Origin of the sequence: Plantibacter sp. RU18 (assembly GCF_050613355.1) — a bacterium.
In the GTDB taxonomy this organism is placed as follows: Bacteria; Actinomycetota; Actinomycetes; order Actinomycetales; family Microbacteriaceae; genus Plantibacter.
On the sequence record NZ_CP159618.1, the window covers coordinates 336,072 to 357,669 of the forward strand.

General features: G+C 69.3%; 17 protein-coding genes. 8 read left to right on the forward strand and 9 right to left on the reverse strand.

The annotated features are described in order from the left end of the window. The first annotated feature begins 10 nt into the window (after positions 1-10). The 4 genes from ABMA10_RS01555 (at position 11) to ABMA10_RS01570 (ending at position 4,696) form a co-directional block, all read left to right on the forward strand. Positions 11-2,236: an Ig-like domain-containing protein gene (locus ABMA10_RS01555; protein ID WP_431031114.1), complete on the forward strand. Its 2,226-nt coding sequence runs from the start codon at positions 11-13 to the stop codon at positions 2,234-2,236. 179 nt (positions 2,237-2,415) lie between these two features. Next, the gene (locus tag ABMA10_RS01560) at positions 2,416-2,844 is read left to right on the forward strand and encodes a hypothetical protein (RefSeq protein ID WP_347870030.1); all 429 of its coding nucleotides are present in this window, start codon (positions 2,416-2,418) and stop codon (positions 2,842-2,844) included. Between the two features lie 178 nt (positions 2,845-3,022). Further along, positions 3,023-3,583: a thioesterase family protein gene (locus ABMA10_RS01565; protein ID WP_347870031.1), complete on the forward strand. Its 561-nt coding sequence runs from the start codon at positions 3,023-3,025 to the stop codon at positions 3,581-3,583. A gap of 84 nt (positions 3,584-3,667) precedes the next feature. Beyond that, positions 3,668-4,696, forward strand: a complete 1,029-nt coding sequence (locus tag ABMA10_RS01570; protein WP_347870032.1) for a DNA-3-methyladenine glycosylase family protein — start codon at positions 3,668-3,670, stop codon at positions 4,694-4,696. A gap of 173 nt (positions 4,697-4,869) precedes the next feature. Here the strand turns inward: ABMA10_RS01570 and ABMA10_RS01575 are convergent, their stop codons facing one another. Beyond that, entirely contained in the window at positions 4,870-6,564 is a 1,695-nt protein-coding gene (locus tag ABMA10_RS01575; protein WP_347870033.1) for a phytoene desaturase family protein, read from the reverse strand. A gap of 151 nt (positions 6,565-6,715) precedes the next feature. Between ABMA10_RS01575 and ABMA10_RS01580 the strand changes: the two genes are divergently transcribed. Beyond that, positions 6,716-10,522 (forward strand): bifunctional proline dehydrogenase/L-glutamate gamma-semialdehyde dehydrogenase, encoded by a 3,807-nt coding sequence (locus ABMA10_RS01580; RefSeq protein WP_431031115.1) that lies wholly within the window; start codon positions 6,716-6,718, stop codon positions 10,520-10,522. Between the two features lie 93 nt (positions 10,523-10,615). On the opposite strand, the gene ABMA10_RS01585 is transcribed toward ABMA10_RS01580, so the two are convergent. Both ABMA10_RS01585 and ABMA10_RS01590 read right to left on the reverse strand, forming a co-directional pair. After that, positions 10,616-10,966, reverse strand: coding sequence for a GntR family transcriptional regulator (locus ABMA10_RS01585; RefSeq protein WP_347870035.1), 351 nt, complete (start codon positions 10,964-10,966; stop codon positions 10,616-10,618). A gap of 68 nt (positions 10,967-11,034) precedes the next feature. Next, the gene (locus ABMA10_RS01590) at positions 11,035-11,472 is read right to left on the reverse strand and encodes an Lrp/AsnC family transcriptional regulator (RefSeq protein WP_347870036.1); all 438 of its coding nucleotides are present in this window, start codon (positions 11,470-11,472) and stop codon (positions 11,035-11,037) included. A gap of 162 nt (positions 11,473-11,634) precedes the next feature. Here ABMA10_RS01590 and ddaH point away from each other — a divergent pair, with 162 nt between their 5' ends. The 3 genes from ddaH to ABMA10_RS01605 all read left to right on the forward strand — a co-directional run bounded on the left by ddaH (position 11,635) and on the right by ABMA10_RS01605 (position 13,777). Next, entirely contained in the window at positions 11,635-12,504 is an 870-nt protein-coding gene (gene ddaH / locus ABMA10_RS01595) for a dimethylargininase (protein WP_347870037.1), read from the forward strand. A 162-nt stretch (positions 12,505-12,666) separates the two neighbouring features. Then, positions 12,667-12,900 (forward strand): hypothetical protein, encoded by a 234-nt coding sequence (locus ABMA10_RS01600; RefSeq protein ID WP_347870038.1) that lies wholly within the window; start codon positions 12,667-12,669, stop codon positions 12,898-12,900. A 115-nt stretch (positions 12,901-13,015) separates the two neighbouring features. Next, positions 13,016-13,777: a polyprenol monophosphomannose synthase gene (locus tag ABMA10_RS01605; protein ID WP_347870039.1), complete on the forward strand. Its 762-nt coding sequence runs from the start codon at positions 13,016-13,018 to the stop codon at positions 13,775-13,777. A gap of 113 nt (positions 13,778-13,890) precedes the next feature. Here ABMA10_RS01605 and ABMA10_RS01610 read toward each other — a convergent pair whose 3' ends face one another. The 6 genes from ABMA10_RS01610 to ABMA10_RS01635 form a co-directional block, all read right to left on the reverse strand. Beyond that, positions 13,891-14,559 carry an NAD(P)-dependent oxidoreductase gene (locus ABMA10_RS01610; protein ID WP_347870040.1) on the reverse strand — a complete coding sequence of 223 codons (669 nt, stop codon included), beginning with the start codon at positions 14,557-14,559 and terminating at the stop codon, positions 13,891-13,893. A gap of 274 nt (positions 14,560-14,833) precedes the next feature. Beyond that, complete coding sequence (locus ABMA10_RS01615; RefSeq protein ID WP_347870041.1) at positions 14,834-16,168, reverse strand: alpha-hydroxy acid oxidase; 1,335 nt, start codon at positions 16,166-16,168, stop codon at positions 14,834-14,836. 14 nt (positions 16,169-16,182) lie between these two features. Then, positions 16,183-16,956, reverse strand: coding sequence for a FadR/GntR family transcriptional regulator (locus tag ABMA10_RS01620; RefSeq protein ID WP_347870042.1), 774 nt, complete (start codon positions 16,954-16,956; stop codon positions 16,183-16,185). Between the two features lie 110 nt (positions 16,957-17,066). Beyond that, the gene (locus ABMA10_RS01625) at positions 17,067-17,999 is read right to left on the reverse strand and encodes a 2-hydroxyacid dehydrogenase (RefSeq protein WP_347870043.1); all 933 of its coding nucleotides are present in this window, start codon (positions 17,997-17,999) and stop codon (positions 17,067-17,069) included. 9 nt (positions 18,000-18,008) lie between these two features. Further along, entirely contained in the window at positions 18,009-19,472 is a 1,464-nt protein-coding gene (locus ABMA10_RS01630) for a rhamnulokinase (RefSeq protein ID WP_347870044.1), read from the reverse strand. 11 nt (positions 19,473-19,483) lie between these two features. After that, on the reverse strand, positions 19,484-21,541 hold the full coding sequence (locus tag ABMA10_RS01635) for a bifunctional aldolase/short-chain dehydrogenase (protein ID WP_347870045.1): 2,058 nt from the start codon (positions 21,539-21,541) through the stop codon (positions 19,484-19,486). Positions 21,542-21,598: the final 57 nt, after the last annotated feature.

Below are 21,598 nucleotides of genomic sequence, written 5' to 3' on the forward strand. Positions count from 1 at the left end.
GCTTCGAACGATGAAGCTCACACACCCTCTGGCGATGCTCGGTGTCATCGTCATCGCCGCGGCTTCACTCGTGACGTCGGCTGAGGCGTCGGCGTTACCGGATGCTCAACGCGCACCTGGATCGCTGGTCTTCCAGCTCGATGGCAAGTTCTACTCCACCGCGAACATCATGCCCACCAACACCGACTACGCCGAGTACCGCGAGTACGCGACGCTGGCAGAAGCGTCCACCAACTCCGTCGACTGGGTGCTTCCGGCGCTCGGAGCAACGGAAAGCATCCCCTCGCCGTTCGACGCCACGAAGTGCCTCACGGTCACGAACGGCGTGTCCCTGAGCTTCCAGCGTTGCGGAGGCGGCCGAAGCCAACAGTTCACGCTCGAGCCGACCGATGCCGGTGTCGTCCTCATCGGACCAGACGACGTCGCGTTCGGACCGACGCACTGGATCCGCGACAGCTTCCAGCTCCGTGCCGCAGTCGATCAGGCGGCGGCGGGGACCGTCACCGGAACGGCCCTCGAGTCGCCGTTCGAGCTCGGGAGCCCGGCGATCGGCGCGACGGTTCGCGAGGGGCGGCCCGTGTTCTCGGGCGTCGGCCTGCCGGGCTCGGTCGTCGAGGTGGAGGACGAGGCCGGGCACCTGGTCGCTTCGACTGTCGTCGTCGCCGACGCCACCTGGGCGGTCCGAGCCGAACGAGCCTTCGTCGAGGGCTCCCATGCCGGCGCGGTCCGGCAGGTCTCGTCCGACGACACGGTCACCACCGTGCCGTACGCCTTCACCTACGCGTTGGTGCGGGGCGTCGACGTGACATCGCCGGCAGCCGGGAGCTCCGTCAACATCCCGCGCCCGGTGATCTCGGGCACCGGAGAGCCGGGGGCATCGATCGAGCTCCTCTTCGCCGGTGTGAACGAGCGGAGCTATACGACCACGGTCACACCCGCCGGCGCCTGGCGGGTCTCCCCGACCGTCTCGTTGCAGCGAGGGCTCGTCGAGGGGCAGGTCACGCAGTCGTTCGAAGGCGAGATCGCCCAGGTCGGCTTCTCCTTCACCTATGGCGTGGTCGCGCCCGTCGCACCGGTCACGCTCGTCGCCCCTGGCATCGGTTCGACCGTCACCGATGCCCGTCCGTCATTCTCCGGGACGGGCGAGGATGGCGCGACGATCGAGGTCGTCGAAGACGGGTCGCTCATCGCTCGCGGAACCGTCGCCGACGGGCGGTGGACCGCGAAGCCGAGTGCCGACCTCGCGGCCGGCAAGCACGAGGGTCGCGTCGTGCAGCTGATCGCGGGCGTCGAGCAATCCTCGACGCCGTTCTCCTTCACAAGGCGGCTCCCCGACGAGACCAGGCAGCTCGTCGTCGAGCGGCCTGCCCAGGGTGGCGAGTATGTGGTCGACGGCAAGGGAACGGCCACGCCGCTCTTCTCCGGAACGGCCACTCCGGGAGCGGACATCCAGGTTCGGACGGCCTGGGGAGTCAACGCCGGGTCGGCGCGGGCCGATGTGGACGGGCGCTGGAGCATCACGTGGAACAAGGTGCTCGCGCCCGGTCGGTATGTGGGCGGATCGACGATCCAGTCCATCGGCGGGCGGCGCATCGACCAGGTGAGCTACAGCTTCTCGGTCGTGCACGGGACGCAGATCCGCCGGCTCTCCGTGACCGCTCCGGCGATCGGTGGTGAGATCGGCGCCGACGACTCCGGTCTCGCACGACCGGTCTTCACCGGCATGGGCACTCCGAACGCCGACATCAGGATCGTCACGGCTTGGGGCAACCTGGTCGGCTCGACGCAGGCTGATGCGACGGGTGCCTGGTCCATCACGTGGAGCAAGGCGCTGCAGCCGGGCGCCTATCGCGGCGGGAACACGATCCAGACGGTCAACAGCGTCGAGATCGATCGTGTCGGCTATTCGTTCGCCGTCCGCGCCGAATTGCTCGGTGTCCGGCTGGTCAGCCCGGCGCTCGGGGGTGTCGTGTACACGGGGGCTGCTGAAACGATCTCTCCGACGTTCACCGGCACGGGCACCGAGGGTGCCCGCATCGAGATCGTCGGAGCATGGGGCACTCAACTCGGTCGCGGCGTCGTTCGCAACGGCGCCTGGCAGATCACCTGGGCCAACAGGTACCGCCCGGGAACGTATTCCGGGGGTCTCGTGAAGCAGTACCTCGAGGGCGAGACGGTGCTCGATTCCACCGCGCCTTACCGGTTCACCATCCTCGCCGGCCTGCCCGCCGAGTAGGTGGACCTCGGTAGCGGGTGGTGCCGTCGGGGACGGGTCCGCCCGGATCCCTGGGAGTCGACTGACAACCGTCGGCCACAACAACAGCCCATACTAGATCTGATATGCTAGATGTATTGAGTCACTCTGACCATATCGGCTCACTCCCGACCCACTCCGACCCGAGAAACGGAACCATCATGAAGAAGCTCTCTGTCATCGCAGCTGGCGGCATCCTGCTGCTCACCCTCGCTGGTTGCTCCGCCCCGGTGTCCAACAGCACCTCCACCCCAGACCCCGAAGCGACGTCGTCGCAGGGCGCCACCGACCCCGACTACACCTTCCCCGAAGTCGACGGTGAGTGCGTCGACGGCACCGCTCTCGTCTCGGCAGACGCGTCGAGCTCGATCATCACCATCGGCGACTGCGAGAACGTCGTCATCGAGGCGTCCAACAGCAAGGTCATCGTGGGCGCCGTCACCAACCTCACGGTCAACTCGTCGATCTCCCTCGTCGTGGCCGCGTCCGTCGAGCACATCACGTTCGGTGGCGAGGGCAACCGGGTCGTCACTTCGGGTGAACCCGTCGTCGAGGGTGACCTCGAGAGCAACACCGTCAACGCCGAGTAGCCGCAGGCGCACCGCAAGCCTGCTCGTCCCCACAACACCGGGTCGGTCGTCCCCACGACCGGCCCGGTGTCGCACTGTCGGTGCATGTCGACAAGCATCGAGGAGTAGGTGTTCCCAGGGGTTGTCGCGGTCGGACAACGTGTGAGCTCGGGTGGCGCCGCAGCGCTAGCATCCGAGGATGCACCTGATCTTCCGCACGTTCCTCGTCATGATCCGTGCGCGGCGTCGACGCCGTCGTGGTGACACGCTCGGCTTCTGGGACGTCGGCCGGATCCGTCTGCGCGTGCTCCCCACCGATCTCGATGTCCTCCGCCACATGAACAACGGCGTGTACCTGTCGATCTTCGACCTCGGTCGCTTCGACCTGCTCGTGCGGAACGGGCTCTGGGCTGAGTTCGGCAGACGCGGCTGGTACCCGGTGGTGTCGAGCGAGACGATCACCTTCCGAAAGTCGCTCAACCCGTGGCAACGGTTCTCCGTCGAGACCCGGGTGATCGGCTACGACGAGAAGGGGGTGTTCATCGAGCACCGAGCCGTCGTCGGAGGCGAGATCTACACCCAGGCCATCGTGCGGGGTCGCTTCCTGAAGCGCGCCGGCGGGACTGTCTCGATGACCGAACTGCTCGAGGTCACGGGGCTCCCGCCCCAGGGTGTGAGCCTCGCCGACTGGCATGTCCAGTGGGCTCGCGACGTGGCTCTTCCGCCCACGAAAGCCCCCGCGCCGAGTGAGTGGAACTGAGGCGAAAAGCTACCCTGATCAGACACGCTGCATGACCGGGGATTTCCCCGTCAGTGTCGGTGGTGCTCACGTATGGTGACTGTCATGTCAGCGATCGAGAGCCTCCCCGTGCGCCGCCGAACACCGGCGCTCGCGCCGTCCGGCACTCGCCCGACCGCGGCCGGGCCGGTCGCCGTGCGTGAACCGGTCGCCGAGCTTGTCGAGGCGCCCACCCACACCGTCTACCGCCCGGCCGGTCCGCTCGACGTGCACGCCACGCTCGCTCTCCTGTCCCGTGGTGGGGACGGTCCGTGCTTCCGCCGCACGCCCGGTGGTGTGTGGCTCACCATGCGGACCCCGCAGGGCGGCGCGTCGCTCTTCGTCTCCACGATGCGGGGCGGTGAGGTCGAGGCCACTGCCTGGGGCAGCGGCGCGGAGTGGGCGATCAGCGGCATCCCCGAACTGCTGGGCGCGGGCGACGACTGGTCGCAGCTCGAGGTGTCAGGCAGTCCGCTACTCACGGAGGTGCTCCGTCGCAACCCCGGCGTGAGGCTCAGTCGCAACCGACTCGTCTTCGAGATGCTCGTGCCCTCGGTTCTCGAGCAGAAGGTCACGGCGCTCGAAGCCTGGCGGGCATGGCGCCTGCTGGTGCGTCACCACGGCGATCCAGCGCCCGGCCTCGCGCCGGAGGGCATGGTCGTTGCACCTGCACCCGATACGTGGCGCATGGTGCCGAGTTGGGAATGGCACGAAGCCGGCGTGGGGCCGCAGCGTTCCGAGACGGTCGTGCGGTCGTCACGGCTCGCGAGCGCGATCGAACGCACGATCGACGACGCCCCGGACGATGCATCGCGGCGCCTCCAGAGCCTTCCGGGAATCGGCGTCTGGACGGCCGCCGAGATCACGCTTCGTGCGCACGGCGATGCCGACGCGGTGAGCGTGGGCGACTACCATCTCGCGGCCACAGTCGGGCAGGCGCTCACCGGTTCACCCGTCGACGACGACGGCATGCTCGAACTCCTCTCCCCGTGGGCCGGCCAGCGGCAGCGGGTGCTGCGCTTGATCGGGCTGAGCGGCATCCGCAAACCGCGGCGCGGTCCGAAGATCACCATCCAGGATCACCGCCGTCACTGAGGGCGGGGCGGTCCCTGAGCTTGTCGAACGGCGGTTCTGGGGTGTGTCGGGAGACAGTCCCTGAGCTTGTCGAAGGGTGGTTCTGGGGTGTGGTGGCGGGCTGGATGGTGCACTTCGACAAGCTCAGTGACCGGGGTGCGCTCAGTGACCGGTGCTCGGTGTGCGGGACGGCCTCAGAGGGTTTCGAGGACGGCCTTGGCGGCGTTGTGGCCGCCGAGCCCACTGACGGCGCCACCGCGGCGGGCTCCGGCACCACAGAGCAGGACGCGCGGATGCGTCGTCGCCACGCCCCAGCGTTCCGCCGGGGTGACGCGCGTGGCGTCGTCTTCGAGGAACGGCCACGACAGTGCTCCGTGGAAGATGTTGCCGCCGGGCATGGCCAGGGAGTGCTCGAGGTCGAGGGTCGTCCGCGTCTCGATGCAGGCGCGCCCATCGGTATCGAGCAGCAAGAGGTCCTCGATGGGTTCGGCGAGCACGGCGTCCAGCGATCGCAGGACGGCCGCGGTGAGCTCCTCGCGGAACGCGTCGTGCCCGCCGGGAGTCGCATCAGCCGCCACCGCGAGGCGATGCGGCACATGCAGTCCGAACACCGTCAGCGTCTGCGCCCCGGCCGCCTGCAGCTCAGGCGAAAGGATGGTCGGGTCACTGAGGGTGTGGCAGTAGATCTCGAGCGGGAGCGGGTCGGGGATGCGGCCGGCCTCGGCTTCGAGGTACGCGGCGTCGAGGCGCGCCCAGCCCTCGTTCACGTGGAAGGTGCCGCCGAACGCCGCCGCCGGGTCGACCGACGGATCGAGCAGGCGGGGCAGCCGTCGGACGAGGAGGTTGACCTTCACCTGGGCGCCCTCCGGGGCAGGCGGGGAGGTGGCGATGGGCCCCTCGACAGACTTGGGGAGCGAGTCGAGCAAGCGGTCGAGCACCGCGGGTGCCGCGCCCGAGAGGATCCAATCGCCCTGGACCACGACGGACGGCTGCGGGACGTACGGCGAATCGACGTCGACGACACGGTCGGTCTCGGCGGCACGATCCACGTAGGCGACCAGGCCGTGCTCCGGGGTGATGGAGGTGACCTCGGCCATCGTCCTGATCTCCGCACCGGCTTCGACCGCCGCACGAGCGAGTTCATCGGTCACGGCGCCCATCCCGCCGATCGGGACGTCCCAGTCACCCGTCCCGCCGCCGATCAGGTGATAGAGGAAGCAGATGTTCTGCTGGAGACGCTCGTCGGAAGCACGGGCGAAGGTGCCGATGAGTGCGTCCGTGAGCACGACGCCTCGGACGAGGTCGGAGGTGGCCTCGTGTTCGATCATCGCGCTGATCGGCTGCTCGAACATCGCGGTCCAGATGTACTCGGCATCCGCATCGCTCATGCCGATGCCCACAGCGGCGGCACGCACGGCGGCCTGGGCCTCGGAGCGGGTGAGGAGCGGTTCGGTGACGGTCGGCCAGAGGGTGCGCGCGACGAGGTCCACCAGGCGGTGCAGCTCGGTAAGCCCACCTGAATCCGCCTCGGCGCCGATGCTGCGGAGCGACGCGGTCGTCGCCGCGTCGTCACCGTTGTCGACGAGGAGGCCCGTGCCCGGTCGCGCGGGATCGGGCGTGTAGGAGGAGTAGCGGCGCCGCACGAGCCGGACGTCGAGGCCGAGATCGTCGATGATCTGCTGGGGGAGGAGGCTCACGAGGTAGGAGTAGCGCGACAGCCGGGCGTCGACCCCGGCGAACGGACGCTCGGAGACGGCCGCGCCTCCCGTGTGGTCCAGGCGTTCGAGGACGAGCACGCGCTTGCCGGCCCGAGCGAGATAGGCGGCCGCAGTGAGTCCGTTGTGGCCGCCGCCCACGATGACGGCGTCGAAACGTTCGGCGAGGTGCATGCGGTGAGCCTATCGTCGGGCGTGGGCACCTCGACAGGCTCGGTGGGCGGGAGGGGCAGCACCTCGACAGGCTCGGTGGGTCCAAAGTCTGGGGCGAGCGAGCAGGGTGCGCCTCAGCGGCACTCGCAGGGTGAGCGAATAGTCTGAGGGTATGGCGAACCCTCTGGACGAGACGTCCACCGCGTCGGCCGCTCTCGCCGACCGTGCGATCGCGCTCGCCGCTGCCTGGGTGGAGGCCGGAGCGAAGGCCCCTGCCGACCCTGCCGCGGAGCGCCTCGCCAGTATCCTCCGGGACCCGAACGGCCTGAGTTTCGCGCTGGGGTTCGTGGACGGTGTCATGCGCCCGGGCGACCGACTCGTCGCGGGCAACACACTTCACGGCATCGCGCAGCTCGCCCCCGCCCAGTTGCCCTGGTACCAGCGCGCTGCCATCCACGCGGGCGGAGCCATCGGGCCGGTCATGCCCTGGGTGGTCATCCCCATCGCCCGCCGTGTGCTCCACGACATGGTCGGCCACCTCGTCGTGGACGGTCGCCCGAAGCAGCTCACCGAGCGCATCGCGGCACTCCACGAAGACGGTGCCGCCCTCAACCTCAACCTCCTCGGTGAGGCCGTGCTCGGTGAGGCGGAGGCGGCGAAGCGCCTCGAGGCCATCCGTGAGCTCCTGGAACGCCCCGACGTCAACCACCTGTCGATCAAGGTGTCGTCGATCGTCAGCCAGGTGTCGCTCTGGTCGTTCGAGCAGACCGTCGCCCGAGTGGTCCGCCGCCTGACCCCGCTGTTCGAGGCGGGGCTGGCGAACGGCACCTTCATCAATCTCGACCTCGAGGAGTACCGCGACCTCGACCTCACGATCGCCGTGTTCACGAGCCTCCTCGACCAGCCGCAGCTCCAGCGGTCCTCCGGGGGCATCGCCATCCAGGCCTACCTGCCCGATGCGCTCACCGCGGTCATGCAGCTCACCGCCTGGTCGAAGCAGCGGGTGTCCGCAGGCGGCGCGCCAGTCGCGATCCGTCTGGTCAAGGGCGCAAACCTGGCCATGGAACGGGTCGACGCAGCGATCCACGGCTGGCCGCTCGCCCCGTACGCGAGCAAACGCGACACCGACGCGAACCTCAAACGGATCCTCGGCTGGTCGCTCACTCCGGAGCACACGGCGTTCGTGCGGGTCGGCATCGCCAGCCACAACCTCTTCGACATCGCCTACGCCTGGCTGCTCGCCGGAGATCGCGGCGTGCAGGATGCGATCACCGTCGAGATGCTGTTCGGCATGGCGACCGGGCAGGCGGCCGCCATCCGGCAGGACGTCGGTCAGGTACTGCTGTACGCGCCGGTCGTGCACCCGAAGGAGTTCGACGTCGCGATCTCATACCTCGCGAGGCGACTCGAGGAGAATGCGAGCCAGGAGAACTTCCTCTCCGCCGCGTACGAGCTCGACGCGAAACCGACGCTCTTCGCCCGTGAACGCCGCCGCTTCGTCGCATCCGTCCAGGCGCTCGAGGAATCCGCCGGCCTGGTCCCCGAACCGAACCGCATGCAGGATCGTCTCGCCGAGGCGCAGGAACCGGTGCGCCTCGAACCGGACACCCGCTTCCGCGACCCCGCCGACACGGAGACGGAGGGACTGACGCACCAGGTGCTCGGCCTCGACCGCGGCTCCAGTGGCGACGGGTTCATCGCCCAGAGCTCCTCCGGATACGTCGAGACGGCCGTGTTCGCCCGCTCGGAACGCGGCGGCGTCATCGACGGTGCTCCCGGCTTCGCGAACACCCCGGACACCGACCCGTCACTCGCCGCGAACCGCCTCTGGACCCGGCAGATCCTCGAGCGGATCCCCGGCTCCACCGTGGGGCACGCCGGGGTCGCCGCTGCCGCGATCGGTGACGTGCGCGTCCTCGAACGCGCGATCGCGATGGTCGTCGCCTCGGGATCCCGCTGGGGCGCGAGGTCCGTCGCCGAACGCGCCGCGGTGCTGCACGCCGCCGGGCGGGTGCTCTCCTCCCGTCGCGGCAAGCTCATCGAGGTGCTCGCATCGGAGGTCGGCACGACGATCGCCGACGCCGACACCGAGGTCAGCGAGGCCGTCGACCTCGCCCACTACGCCGCGGTGAGTGCTCACGAACTCGACCGCGTGCAGGGTGCCAGGTTCGTCCCGTCCAGGCTCGTGGTCGTCACGCCGCCGGCGCAATCCCCACTCTCGACCGCTGCCGCCGGTGTGTTGAACGCCCTGGCGACAGGCAGCGGCGTCATCCTCGCACCGAGCAGTCTCGGACGACGTTCAGCGGCCGTGCTCGCCGAGGCGCTGTGGGATGCCGGTGTCCCGCGCGACCTGCTCGTGCTCGCCGACCTGGCCGATGTCGAGCTCATGAAGCACCTCGTCTCGCACCCCGATGTCGACCGCGTCGTGCTGACCGGTTCGTTCGAGACCGCCGGGCTGTACCGCGAGTGGCGTGCGGATGTGCCGCTGCTCGCCGCGACGGCCGGGACGAACTCGATCATCGTCATGCCGAGTGCCGACATCGACCTCGCCGTCGCCGACATCGTGCGCAGTGCGTTCGGGAACGCCGGGCAACAGCGTTCCGGTGCCTCCCTCGTCATCCTCGTCGGCTCGATGGGGCGGTCCGAGCGTTTCCGCCGGCAGCTCGCGGACGCCGTGCGGTCGCTCCGCGTCGGATGGCCGGCCGATGCGCGCACACAGCTCGGCCCGCTGCTCGAACCGGCCGCAGCCGGTCTGCTCGCCGGGCTCACCGAACTGCGCCTCGGGGAACACTGGCTCGTCGAGCCGAAGCTCCTCGACGACTCCTCGGTGAACTTCGGAGAACCCAGCAGACGGCTGTGGTCGCCGGGTGTCCGTGCCGGTGTGCAGCCGGGCTCCCCGTTCCACCTCGCGGAGATCGCCGGCCCCGTCCTCGGCGTGATGCACGCGCAGACGCTCGGGGAGGCGATCGGCTTCCAGAACGCTCCGGCGGGCATCGTCACGGCGGGCATCCACAGCCTCGATGCGGTGGACGTCGGCGAGTGGCTCGATGTCGTCCAGGCCGGCAACCTGTACGTGAACCGCTCGATCACCGGGGAGATCGTCCAGCGACAGCCGTTCGGCGGTTGGAAGCGCGCTGCGCTCGGCGGGGTGACGAAGACCGGCGGTCCGAACGCACTCGCCGTGCTCGGCGACTGGCTGCCCGAGGAGGGATCGGCCAGCCGCACACTCCACCTGCGCGGCCTCGACACCCGCATCGTGAAGCTCATCGAAGCGGCCCAGCCGTCGCTCACCTACGAGGCGTTCGACGTCCTGCGGCGCGCCGCTCTCAGTGACGCGGTCGCGTGGGGCAACGAGTTCGGTGAGGTGAAGGACGTCTCGCAGCTCGGTGTCGAGCGGAACCTGCAGCGCTACCGGCCTGTCGGCGTCGCCGTGCGTATCGCCGCCGGCGCGGACCTCGGAGACGCGCTGCGCGTGCTCATCGCGGCCGTGCGATCGCGCTCCCGGTTCACGGTGAGTCTCGGGGGTCGTCTGCCCCGCGAGGTGCGCGACTGGCTGACGTCGCTGCAGGTGGCCGTCTCGCTCGAGACCGACGACCAATGGCTCGCACGGATGGCTGCGCGCGGAGCGATCGACGGCGCAGAGGGGTTCAGCGCCGGTGCCGCTTCCCTGACGCTCGAGGACATCGGTGCGTCACGCGGCGGAGCCGACGTCGTGTCCCGGGTGCGCATCGTCGGCCCGCGTCGTGAGCCGGAACTCGTCACTGTGCCCGGCGGCGTCGAGGCGCTGCGTCCGGTCCGCGAGCCCCTTGCCGCGCGTCTGGCGGAGGCCCTCGACGGTGACCCGGAGGTCGCGATCTTCGCGGGCCCGGTGACGCAGGCTGGTCGCGTGGAACTCCTCCCGTTCCTCCGCGAGCAGTCGATCTCGATCACCGCCCACCGGTTCGGCCAACCCGACACCTGGTCGCAGTCGATCATCTAGCTGCAGGCGTCCGGCGCCTCGACAGGCTCGGTGAGCGGGTCGGGGCCGGTTCGCGTGCGGGAAGGCCCGGTCCCCGAGCCTGTCGAGGGGGAGCTACACGCTGAGGGCGGCGGCAGCCAGAGCGAGCGCGTCCTCTGCGGGGATGCCGAGCTCGCGGATACGGGCGGCATAGGCGCTGGCGGCGAGCTGTGCCTGCCGAGTCGTCGGATCGCCGTGGGCCGCGATGAAGGTGCCGGCCCGACCCCGGGTCTCGATGACCTCGTCGGCCTCGAGTAGCTTGTACGCCTTCGCGACGGTGTTCGGGGCGATCCCGAGTTCGTCGGCCAGCCCGCGGACCGTCGGCAGCTTGGCGCCCGGCGAGAGGCGCCCGTCGCGCACCTGCTCCATGACCTGCGTCCGGAGCTGTTCGAACACGGGTGCGGTGCCGCCGATGCTGATGTCCATGGGTCAATCCTGCCTTGTCGGCCCCTCGACAGGCTCGGGGAGCGGGCAGTCACGTCGGGGCAGGAGCCTCAGTCGACGTGGCGGTGGATGAGACGGGTGAGGACGATCGCGCTTCTCGTGTGGTCGACGTTGGGGGCGATGCGGACCTTCTCGAGGGCATCCTCCAGCGCGGGGATGTTGCGGGCGCGCATGTGCACGATGGCGTCGGCGCTGCCGGTGACGGTGCCGGCGTCGACGACCTCCGGGACGCCCGACAGGATGCGCAGCAGCTCATTCGGCGACACGGTCCCGCGGCAGAAGAGTTCGACGTAGGCTTCAGTCTGCATGCCGTCGACAGTGGGGTCGACCTGGATGGTGAACGACTGGATGACCCCGTCGGCCACGAGGCGGTCGACACGACGTTTCACGGCCGACGCGGACAGCCCGACAACCGCTCCGATATCGCCGTACCCGGCCCGGGAGTTCTGCCGGAGCAGGTCGATGATGCCGCGATCAAGGTTGTCCATAGCGACCAGTGTAAGCGCAATCATTGCGCGAAAAGCTGCCAATTCGCAGATATCATGCGCCAGATTTCGAGAAAACGCCGTGAATCGCATGCGATGATGATCGTGGCGTGCCGTCAGGCCCCTGGACATCGTCCGCCGTACCTCGCTCGTTTGGAGGCCGACGTGTCGTCGACGCTCAACCACCCCACCCCCACCGCCCAGCCGGGTCCTCAGGCCACCCGCCGCCGGTACCTCATGTGCCGCCCGGACCGCTTCACGGTCAGCTACCGCATCAACCCATGGATGAACCCGGACGACCCCACAGACACGTCGCTCGCGGTGTCGCAGTGGGAGGTCCTGCACCAGCGCTACCTCGACCTCGGTCACACCGTGGACCTCATCGACCCGATCGACGGCCTGCCCGACATGGTGTTCGCGGCCAACGGCGGATTCACGCTCGACGGCGTCGCCTACGGCGCCAAGTTCACCTATGACGAGCGGATTCCTGAAGGCCCGGCGTACATGGACTGGTTCGAGGCGAACGGCTTCCGGGTCGTGCGCCCCGAGTTCGTCAACGAGGGCGAGGGCGACATCATGCTCGTCGGCGACTCGATCCTCGCCGGCACGGGCTTCCGGACCGACCCGAGGAGCCACGACGAGGTGCGCCGCATCTTCGACCGCGAGGTCGTGACGCTCAACCTCGTGAATCCGAGCTTCTACCACCTCGACACGGCCATCGCCGTCATCGACCCCATCGTGCCCGGTGACGGCTCGTCGGCGAACATCGCCTACCTGCCGGACGCGTTCGACGAGGCGAGCAACCGCATCCTCGCGGAGCGGTACCCCGACGCCATCCACGTGAGCACCGAGGATGCGGCGGTGCTCGGACTCAACTCGATCTCCGACGGCCGCAATGTCGTCATCGCCGCTCGTGCCACCGGTTTCGAGGCGCAGCTGCGCGAGCGCGGCTACACGCCGATCGGTGTCGACCTGTCGGAGCTGCTGCTCGGCGGCGGCGGCGTGAAGTGCTGCACGCTGGAGTTGCGCGGCTGAGGGCTGGGCGCGCCTCGACAGACTCGGCGACCGAGGCGGCTCGGTGACCGGGGTGGTTCGAGGAGCTCGACGCGCTGATCGCCGACGGCAAGGGCTTGCGGCTCGCTCGGGGCGCGGCGTATACCTGCACCAGGCGCTCGTGCGCCGACGGAAGGCAGGGACATGGACGCCGCAGAACGACGTGACCGCGAACGGGACAACTCAGGGCGCACCAGCACGATGGGCGATGCAACCGGATTCTGGGTGGTCATCGCCCTGGCACTGTTCGCGGGAGGTATCTGGGCGTTCGGCGAAGCGTTCCGGACGGACCTCCTGCAAGCGTTCTGGTTCCTCGGAGGCATCCTGATGATCGCGCTCGCGCTCTTCATCCCCGCACACCTCGCCAGTCGGAACTGATCCATCGCTGCAGGTTCGCCGGGCGTTCACTGAACGTCGAGACAACCGGTGGTGACCGCCGATACCGTCCTGTTCAGCGCGCTACGCTGGCTGAGCAGACACGAGGACGGCAACGATGGATTCCACGGTGGTCATCATTCCCACCTACAACGAACGCGAGAACCTGGAACGGATCGTCGCGCGCGTCCGCGTGGCCACCCCCGAGGTGCAGGTACTCGTCGTCGACGACAACTCACCGGACGGGACAGGCGAGATCGCCACGGCGCTCGCCGCGGCAGACGTGTCCGTCCACGTGCTCCACCGTGCCGGCAAGGAAGGCCTCGGCGTCGCCTACAAGGCTGGCTTCGCCTGGGCGCTCGAGCACGGGTTCTCGCGCATTGTCGAGATGGACGCGGACGGTTCTCACTCGCCAGAGCAGCTGTCGGCACTCCTGGCGGCGTCCGCTGGAGCCGACGTCGTGCTCGGATCGCGCTGGGTGCCAGGGGGGTCCGTCGTGAACTGGCCGAAGCATCGCGAGCTCATCTCCCGCGGTGGCAGTGCCTACGCGCGCGCCGTGCTCCGACTTCCGGCGCGGGACGTCACGGGTGGCTACCGGGTGTTCACCAGTGACGCCCTCAAACGCCTCCAGCTCGATGAGGTCCACAGCCACGGGTACGGGTTCCAGGTCGACATGCTGTGGCACGCGCACCGCGCGGGGCTGCGCATCGTCGAGGTTCCCATCACCTTCACCGAACGCACCGAGGGCGCGTCGAAGATGACCAGCGGGATCGTCGTCGAGGCGATGCTGCGCGTCACCTGGTGGGGTGTCTGCGAGCTCACCGACCGGATCACGGGCCGACGACCGGTTCCTGCCGGTACCGTGGCCGGCCGCTCGTAGCCCTTCGGTCCACAACTCTTGCTCGCTGTCTGCCCGGGCCGGTGGGTCTCGCGGCTTCCGGGACCAGCGCGGAGCGCAGCCGACGGACCGCAGGAGTTGTGCGCAGGGCGGCGTCAGTCGATGACGGAGCCGGAGGAGATGACGGGGGCCGCGCCGATGAGCTGTTCGTTGTCGATCGCGTCGACGAGGTAGCCGGCGACGTCGGCGCGGCTGATGCGCACCGAGTTCGGCCAGCTGCCGGGGCCGGCGATCACGACCGGTCGACGGTGCGCACTGCCGGACAGGACCGTCGGGCGGACGATCGTCCAGTCGAGTCCCGAGCGCCGGAGCTCGTCGTCGGCGTGCTCATGATCCGCGTAGACGGTGCCGAGGCGGAGGAAACCGGTGGTCCAGCGCAACAGCCGTGGAACACTCGAGACCGAGTCACCTGAGCCGAGGGCAGAGAGCAGGACGATCCTCCTGAGGCCGCGCGAGCGCATGGCGTCGGTGACCGTGCGCACCGCTTCCGAGACGAGGTCCGGCGGGCTGACCTGTCGAGCCCACGGCCAGTCCGAGGAGCCGACGTTGCTCAGCGCGACGACCACAGCCTGTGTACCGCGCATGGCGAGGTCGACGTCGTCCGGCGAGAGTGGTGAGCCCTCCACAACGGTGAGCCGTTCGCCCGGAACCACGGCCGAGGGGTCGCGGACGAGCGCCGTGACCGAATGACCACGGCGCAGGGCTTCTTCGATGACGAGGCGGCCGGTGCGGCCACTGCCACCGAGCACGAGGAGATGTGCCACAGCGCTCCTTCCGCGGATGTGTGAGCACAGGCACATGTGGTGCTGGGACGACTCGGAAACTGATGCCCTCCCATGCTCGCCGAGGACGTCCAGATCGGCATCGGGGACAACCCGAGGAACCGGCTCGGGGATGCCCGTGATACGCCTTGACGGGCTCGGCGGGGAGCGTGTGTGCGCGGAGAGCCCGGCCCCCGAGCGCGTCGAACGGCCGGTGGACAACGCCGGAGGGGCCACGGACGTCGGTCCGTGGCCCCTCCGGGTGCAGTGGCGCCGGCTACGCCTTCGCTGCTTCGGGCTTGCGCGCCGGTGCCTTGCGCGGTGCGGCAGGCTTCGATGCCGTGCGGCTCGGAGCTGCTGATGCAGGCGTCTCGGGCATCGGCTGCAGCGTCGTGAAGCGCGAGAGCTGCGTGACGTGGTGCGGCTGCAGCTCCTCGAGCGACGCGACACCCAGGAGCTTCATCGTGCGGGTGATCTCGCTCGAGAGGATCTGGATCGTGCGGTCCACGCCTTCGCGCCCACCGGCCATGAGGCCGTACAGGTATGCGCGGCCGATGAACGTGAAGCGGGCGCCGAGCGCGACGGACGCGACGATGTCCGCACCGTTCATGATGCCCGTGTCGAGGTGCACCTCAGCGTCCTTGCCGACCTCGCGGACGACGCTCGGCAACAGGTGGAACGGGATCGGTGCGCGGTCGAGCTGGCGGCCGCCGTGGTTCGACAGTTGCACGGCGTCAGCGCCGAGGTCGACGGCCAGCTTCGCGTCGGCGACGGACTGGACGCCCTTGACGATGAGCTTCCCCTTCCACTGCTCGCGGATGTACTTGACCTCGTCGGGGCCGACGGTCGGGTCGAACATCGTGTCGATGAGGGCGGCGACGGTGCCCGACCAGCGGTCGAGGCTGGCGAATGCCAGCGGCTCGGTCGTCAGGAAGTTGATCCACCAGGCCGGACGCGGGAGGGCGTCGACGATGGTCTTCGGGGTGAGCGACGGCGGGATCGTCATGCCGTTACGGACATCGCGGAGGCGAGCGCCACCGACCGGCGTGTCGACGGTCACGACGAGCGTGTCGTAGCCGGCCGCAGCTGCGCGGTCGACGAGCGCCATCGAGCGCTCCCGCTCGCTCCACATGTAGAGCTGGAACCAGTTCCGGCCGCCGGGCGCAGCCGCCTTGACGTCCTCGATGGACGTCGTGCCCATCGTCGACAGCGTGAAGGGGATGCCGGCCGCGGCAGCAGCTGCAGCACCGGCGCGTTCGCCCTCCGTCTGCATCATCCGCGTGAAGCCGGTCGGTGCGATGCCGAACGGGAACGCGACGCGCTCGCCGAGGACGTCCCAGCCGGTGTCGACGTTCGCGACGTTCTTCAACACGCTCGGGTGGAACTCGATGTCCTCGAACGCCTGACGGGCGCGTGCCAGCGAGATCTCGCCCTCTGCCGCACCGTCGGTGTAGTCGAACGGTGCGGTCGGCGTGACCTTCTTCGCGATCGTCCGCAGATCGGCGATGGTCGTGGCGGCGGCGAGACGACGCTTGCGCGCATTGAACTCGGGTTTCTTGAACTGCATCAGGGGGAGCAGATCGTGGGGCTTCGGGATACGGCGTTCGACCATGGCGTGTCTTCCTTCTAACTGGCCCGCGAGGGGTCCGACGTGGCGGGTGTACGGGGGCTCGGTGAGAGTGCGTCGTAGTAACCGGTGATGTGGGAACGGATGGAGTCCCGGGCGAGGGCGGGATCGGCGTCGCGGATGGCCGCGACAACTCCGCGGTGCTCGGCTCGGAGGCGCTCGGCGGTGGCGGACCACGAGGGCAACTGCGGGACACCGGCGAGGACGTAGCGCTCGATGGAGTCGCGAAGGCCTGCCATCGTCGCGACGAGGACCTGGTTGCCGGCGGCTTCGGCGAGCGACAGGTGGAACTGGGCATCGAGCGCGAGGAACTCCGCCTCGGTGAGCGTCGGTTGGTCCATCGCATCGAGGAGCGAGACGGGGTGCGCGAGGTCGGGGGCCTCGTCTTGTGCTCCGGTCGCCAGGCTGTGGACGACGGCTGTCTCGATGACGAGTCGGGTGTCGACGACGTCCTGCACGGCGAAGCCCTGGGCGGCGACCTGGAGACGCATGAGCGTCGCCATGCCGCCGGACGGGGTCGCGACGATGATCGCGCCCGCGGTCGGTCCTGAACCTGTGTGCGTCCGGATGAGCCCGAGGACTTCGAGCACACGGATCGCCTCACGGACACTCGAGCGGCCGACGCCGAGGTCGATCGCGAGCTGACGCTCTCCTGGGAGCCTGTCGCCCGGTTTCAGGACGCCGCTCAGGAGGTCTGCTTCGATGCGTGCCAGGACGACCTCCCACGCGCGCGGCTCGGGGAGCGTCGGCGCGGCCTGCGCTTGGGTGCTCATCGATCCTCCTTCGACACTCCGGTGTGGTCAGACCACAAACTGTACCCCTTGAACCGATTCAATGCGAGCCGTTCCTGAATTTCTTCTCATCGCGAGCCTGCTGAGACGGTTCAGCCGCCCAGGACGACGTTCTCCGGAGCATCACCGGCGAGGAGATGGTCGATCTGCCGCCGCAGCAGGCGCGCCATCCTCGGCAGCATCGCGGTCGTCGCGCCACCGATGTGCGGCGAGACGAGCACGTTCGGGAGCGACCACAGTGGATGGTCTGCAGGCAACGGTTCAGGATCCGTGACGTCCAAGGCGAGGCGGATCCGCCCGGTCGACGCATGCCGCACCAGGGCATCCGTGTCGGCGACCGGGCCTCGAGCGACGTTCACCACGAGTGCACCGTCCGGCAGCGCCGTCAGGAACGCGTCATCGATCAATCCTCGGGTGTCGGGCGTGAGGGGCACGACGACGATGACGATCTCGGCGTGCGGCAGGAGCCCCGGCAGTTCGTCGATGCCGTGGATGTGACCGCTCCGATCATCTCTGGCGCGCGATGCGACCCGCGTGACGTCGACCTCGAACGGCGCGAGCCGCGCCTCGATCGCCGCACCGACGCCGCCGTAGCCGATCAGCAGCACCCGGCGGTCGGCAAGACTCGGCCGGGACGACTGCAACCATTCCCCTGACGTCTCCGCGCGGATGAAGTCGGGGATGCCGCGTTGGGACGCGAGGATGAGCCCGACCGTCAGCTCCGCCGTCGACGCCTCGTGCACCGTCGCCGCGTTGGCGACCGGGATGCCGGCCGGCACGATGTCCGCGAGGCCGTCGTAGCCGATCGACTGCACCTGGATGAGCTTCGGCGTGACGCTGCCGACCTCGGAGAGGCGCTTGGTGGAGCGGAGGTACGACGGCACGACGATGTCGATGTGCTCAGCGGGCGGATCGCTCTTCAGATCCCAGAGCAGGAGCTCCACGCCATCCGGGAGCGGTCCCTGCGCGAGCACCTCCTCGCGGAGCTCGGACTGCAGACTGACGACGAGACGGGAGGCGTTCATGCTGCGACGCTACCGGTTCGCAGCGCTGGAGCCGTGCGACGTGCGCGGCTCGTAGCGGGTCGGCTCGAAGCTGGCCGCGACGAGCGCGCGCATGGTGTCGAGGTCGCCGTCGATGAGCCCGACCGCCCTCGCCTGGACGAGGATGTTGCCGAGCGCCGTGGCCTCGACGGGTCCCGCGATGACCGGGATGCCGGCGCGATCGGCCGTCAGCCGGCACAGCAGCGCGTTCTGCGAGCCGCCGCCGACGAGGTGGATCGCGCGGACATCGACGCCGGACAGCGCGGACGCGGTGTGCACCGCGTCCGCGAACGCCTGCGCGAGACTCTCCATGATGCTGCGCACGAACTCCGCGCGCGACTGCGGAGCCGGGCGACCGTGCTCGACGAGGTACTCGGCGATACGCGCCGGCATGTCGCCAGGGGAGAGGAAGCGCGGATCGTTCGCGTCGAACACCGAGACGGGCGCATCGACCGCTGCCGCCTGCGCGATGAGGTCGGGCAAGTCGATCGTCTCCCCGCCCCGCTCCCACCTGCGGACGGACTCGCTCAGCAACCAGAGGCCCATCACGTTGTGCAGGAAACGGGTGCGACCGTCGACCCCGCCCTCGTTCGTGAAGTTGGCCGCGCGGCTCGCCTCGGTCAGGACCGGATGCTCCAGTTCCACACCGACGAGGCCCCACGTCCCGCAGGAGATGTATGCGGCATCGGGCGAGGTCATCGGGACGGCGACGACCGCCGACGCGGTGTCGTGCGAACCGATCGCGGTGACGGGCGTCGCCGTGGGCAGGCCGACCTCGGCGGCGACGCTCTCGAGGAGCGTGCCGATCCGGTCGCCGGGCTGCACGATGGGAGGCAGGATCGCAGCGGGAATGCCGAGTCGGGCGAGCAGTTCTGCGTCCCACGTCGTCGGCTCGCCCGCCCGGACCAGACCGGTCGTCGACGCGTTCGTAGCCTCGGCGACGCGTGCGCCGGTCAGCCAGTGCGCAATGAGGTCCGGCACGAGCAGCACTGTGTCGGCGATGTCGAGCATGCCGACATCACGTTCGCTCGCCAATTGGTACACCGTGTTGAACGGCAGGAACTGCAGGCCGTTCACCCGATGCAGCTCGGCGAAGGGGACCGCACCGTGGACCGCTTCGACGCCCGCAGCCGTGCGCTCGTCGCGGTAGTGGAACGGCGCCCCGAGGAGCCGCCCCTGGCGCAGGAGGCCGTAGTCGACCGCCCAGGAGTCGATGCCGATGCTCGCCAGGGTCGGCGCCTGCTTCGCAGCCCCGGAGAGTCCGGCCAGGATGGATCGGTGCAGTTCCAGGATGTTCCAGTGCAGCCCGTCCGGCGTGCGGACGGGCGTGTTCGGGAAACGGGCCACCGGCACGAGACGGAGCTCCCCTGGGCCGACGTGACCGAGCATGACCCGGCCGCTCGTCGCCCCGAGATCGACGGCCGCGACGATGCCGCTCGACCCGGCGGTGCTCATCGGAGGCGCATTCATCGCAAGAATGCCGCGGCGACGCCCGCGTCGACGGGGATGTGGAGTCCGGTGGTGTGGCTGAAGTCGCTCGTGCAGATCGCGAACACGGCGCTCGCGACGTTCTCGGGGACGACCTCGCGCTTGAGGATGGTGCGCTGCGCGTAGAACTTGCCGAGGTCCTGCTCGTCGATGCCGTACGTCTTCGCGCGGTTCGCACCCCAACCGGAGGCGAAGATGCCGGAGCCGCGGACGACGCCGTCTGGGTTGATGCCGTTCACCCTCACACCGTACTCGCCGAGCTCCGCTGCCAGCAGGCGTACCTGGTGGGCCTGGTCGGCCTTCGTCGCCGAATAGGCGATGTTGTTCGGCCCCGCGAAGACGGAGTTCTTCGACGAGATGTACACGATGTCGCCACCGAGCTTCTGATCGATGAGGACACGGGCCGCTGCCTTCGAGACGAGGAACGAACCTTTCGCCATGACGTTGTGCTGGAGATCCCAATCCGCCTCCGTGGTCTCGAGGAGCGACTTCGACAGCGACAGACCCGCGTTGTTGACGACGAGGTCGAGGCCGCCGAACGCCAGGACGGTCGCGTCGATCGCCGCCTGGACCGCCGCCTCATCCGAGACGTCGGCCGCGATGCCGATCGCGACGTCCGTGCTGCCGAGCTCTGCTGCCGCAGCCTGCGCCTTCTCGAGCGAGAGGTCGGCGATCGCGACGACCGCGCCCTCCGCGACGAGACGGGTCGCGATGGCCTTGCCGATACCGGAGGCGGCGCCGGTGACGAGGGCGATGCGCGTCGCGAGGGGTTTCGGTTTCGGCATCCGCTGCAGCTTCGCCTCCTCCAGGGCCCAGTACTCGATCGCGAACTTCTCGGCCTCGTCGATGGGCGCGTACGTGGAGAGACCCTCGGCGCCGCGCATGACGTTGATGGCGTTCACGTAGAACTCGCCGGCGACGCGGGCGGTCTGCTTGTCCTTGCCGAAGCTGAACATGCCGACGCCGGGGACGAGGACGATGAGCGGGTCGGCGCCGCGGATGGCCGGGGTGTCGGCCGTCGCGTACCGGTCGTAGTAGGCCTGGTAGTCCGCGCGGTACGCCTCATGCAGGGTGTCGAGACGCTCGACGATCTCCTCGACGCTCGCCGTGGCAGGCAGGTCGACGGTGAGCGGCTTCACCTTGGTGCGGAGGAAGTGGTCGGGGCAGCTCGTTCCGAGGGCGGTGAGGCGCGGGTGCTCGCTGCTCGCCAGGAAGTCGAGGACCTCCGCGCTGTCGGTGAAGTGACCGACGACGGGGCGGTCGGCGGAGGCGATGCCACGGATGGTCGGTGCGAGGGCGGCTGCCTTCGCGCGTCGCTCGTCCTCGGGCAGCGCCCCGTAGCCGTCGAGTGCAGGACCGAAGGGCTCGGGGCGGGAGTTCGCCTCGATGTACGCGCTCGCGGTCTCGATGATCCACAGCGAATTGGCCTCGGCCTCGTCGGAGGTGTCGCCCCACGCGGTGATGCCGTGGCCGCCCAGGATCGTGCCGATCGCCTGCGGGTGCTCCGCCTTGACGGCAGCGATGTCGAGACCCAGCTGGAAGCCGGGGCGACGCCACGGGACCCAGACGACCTTGTCGCCGAAGATCTTCGTCGTGAGGTCCGGGCCGTCGGCGGCTGTCGCGATGGCGATGCCGGAGTCGGGGTGCAGGTGGTCGACGTGGGCTGCGTCGACGAGGCCGTGCATCGCGGTGTCGATCGACGGTGCCGCGCCGCCCTTGCCGTGGAGCGTGTAGTCGAAGGCCGCGACCATCTCATCCTCGCGGTCGAGGCCGGGGTAGACCTGCTGGAGCGCGAGGAGGCGGTCGAGGCGGAGGACCGCGAGGCCCTCGGGTGCCAGGGTGCCGAGGTCGCCGCCGGAGCCCTTGACCCAGAGGAGCTCCACCGGCTCGCCCGTGACCGGGTCGATCTCGGAGCCCTTGGCGGAGGTGTTGCCGCCAGCGTAGTTGGTGTTCTTCGGGTCGCTGCCGAGGCGGTTGCTGCGGGCGATGAGCTCGGCAGCCGTGGGGTTGATCGGCGCGGTGGGGTTCACGGACATTCGTACTCCTTCGTCGGGGCACGTCCGTGCCCGGTGTTCGATCGTGTTAAGTATGAC

Excerpts from the sequence above, each read along its gene's own strand:
- ABMA10_RS01555 (WP_431031114.1), top strand. The coding sequence starts at position 11 with ATGAAGCTCACACACCCTCTGGCGATGCTCGGTGTCATCGTCATCGCC.
- ABMA10_RS01560 (WP_347870030.1), top strand. The coding sequence starts at position 2,416 with ATGAAGAAGCTCTCTGTCATCGCAGCTGGCGGCATCCTGCTGCTCACC.
- ABMA10_RS01565 (WP_347870031.1), top strand. The coding sequence starts at position 3,023 with ATGCACCTGATCTTCCGCACGTTCCTCGTCATGATCCGTGCGCGGCGT.
- ABMA10_RS01570 (WP_347870032.1), top strand. The coding sequence starts at position 3,668 with ATGTCAGCGATCGAGAGCCTCCCCGTGCGCCGCCGAACACCGGCGCTC.
- ABMA10_RS01575 (WP_347870033.1), bottom strand. The coding sequence starts at position 6,564 with ATGCACCTCGCCGAACGTTTCGACGCCGTCATCGTGGGCGGCGGCCAC.
- ABMA10_RS01580 (WP_431031115.1), top strand. The coding sequence starts at position 6,716 with ATGGCGAACCCTCTGGACGAGACGTCCACCGCGTCGGCCGCTCTCGCC.
- ABMA10_RS01585 (WP_347870035.1), bottom strand. The coding sequence starts at position 10,966 with ATGGACATCAGCATCGGCGGCACCGCACCCGTGTTCGAACAGCTCCGG.
- ABMA10_RS01590 (WP_347870036.1), bottom strand. The coding sequence starts at position 11,472 with ATGGACAACCTTGATCGCGGCATCATCGACCTGCTCCGGCAGAACTCC.
- ABMA10_RS01600 (WP_347870038.1), top strand. The coding sequence starts at position 12,667 with ATGGACGCCGCAGAACGACGTGACCGCGAACGGGACAACTCAGGGCGC.
- ABMA10_RS01605 (WP_347870039.1), top strand. The coding sequence starts at position 13,016 with ATGGATTCCACGGTGGTCATCATTCCCACCTACAACGAACGCGAGAAC.
- ABMA10_RS01615 (WP_347870041.1), bottom strand. The coding sequence starts at position 16,168 with ATGGTCGAACGCCGTATCCCGAAGCCCCACGATCTGCTCCCCCTGATG.
- ABMA10_RS01620 (WP_347870042.1), bottom strand. The coding sequence starts at position 16,956 with ATGAGCACCCAAGCGCAGGCCGCGCCGACGCTCCCCGAGCCGCGCGCG.
- ABMA10_RS01625 (WP_347870043.1), bottom strand. The coding sequence starts at position 17,999 with ATGAACGCCTCCCGTCTCGTCGTCAGTCTGCAGTCCGAGCTCCGCGAG.
- ABMA10_RS01630 (WP_347870044.1), bottom strand. The coding sequence starts at position 19,472 with ATGAGCACCGCCGGGTCGAGCGGCATCGTCGCGGCCGTCGATCTCGGG.
- ABMA10_RS01635 (WP_347870045.1), bottom strand. The coding sequence starts at position 21,541 with ATGTCCGTGAACCCCACCGCGCCGATCAACCCCACGGCTGCCGAGCTC.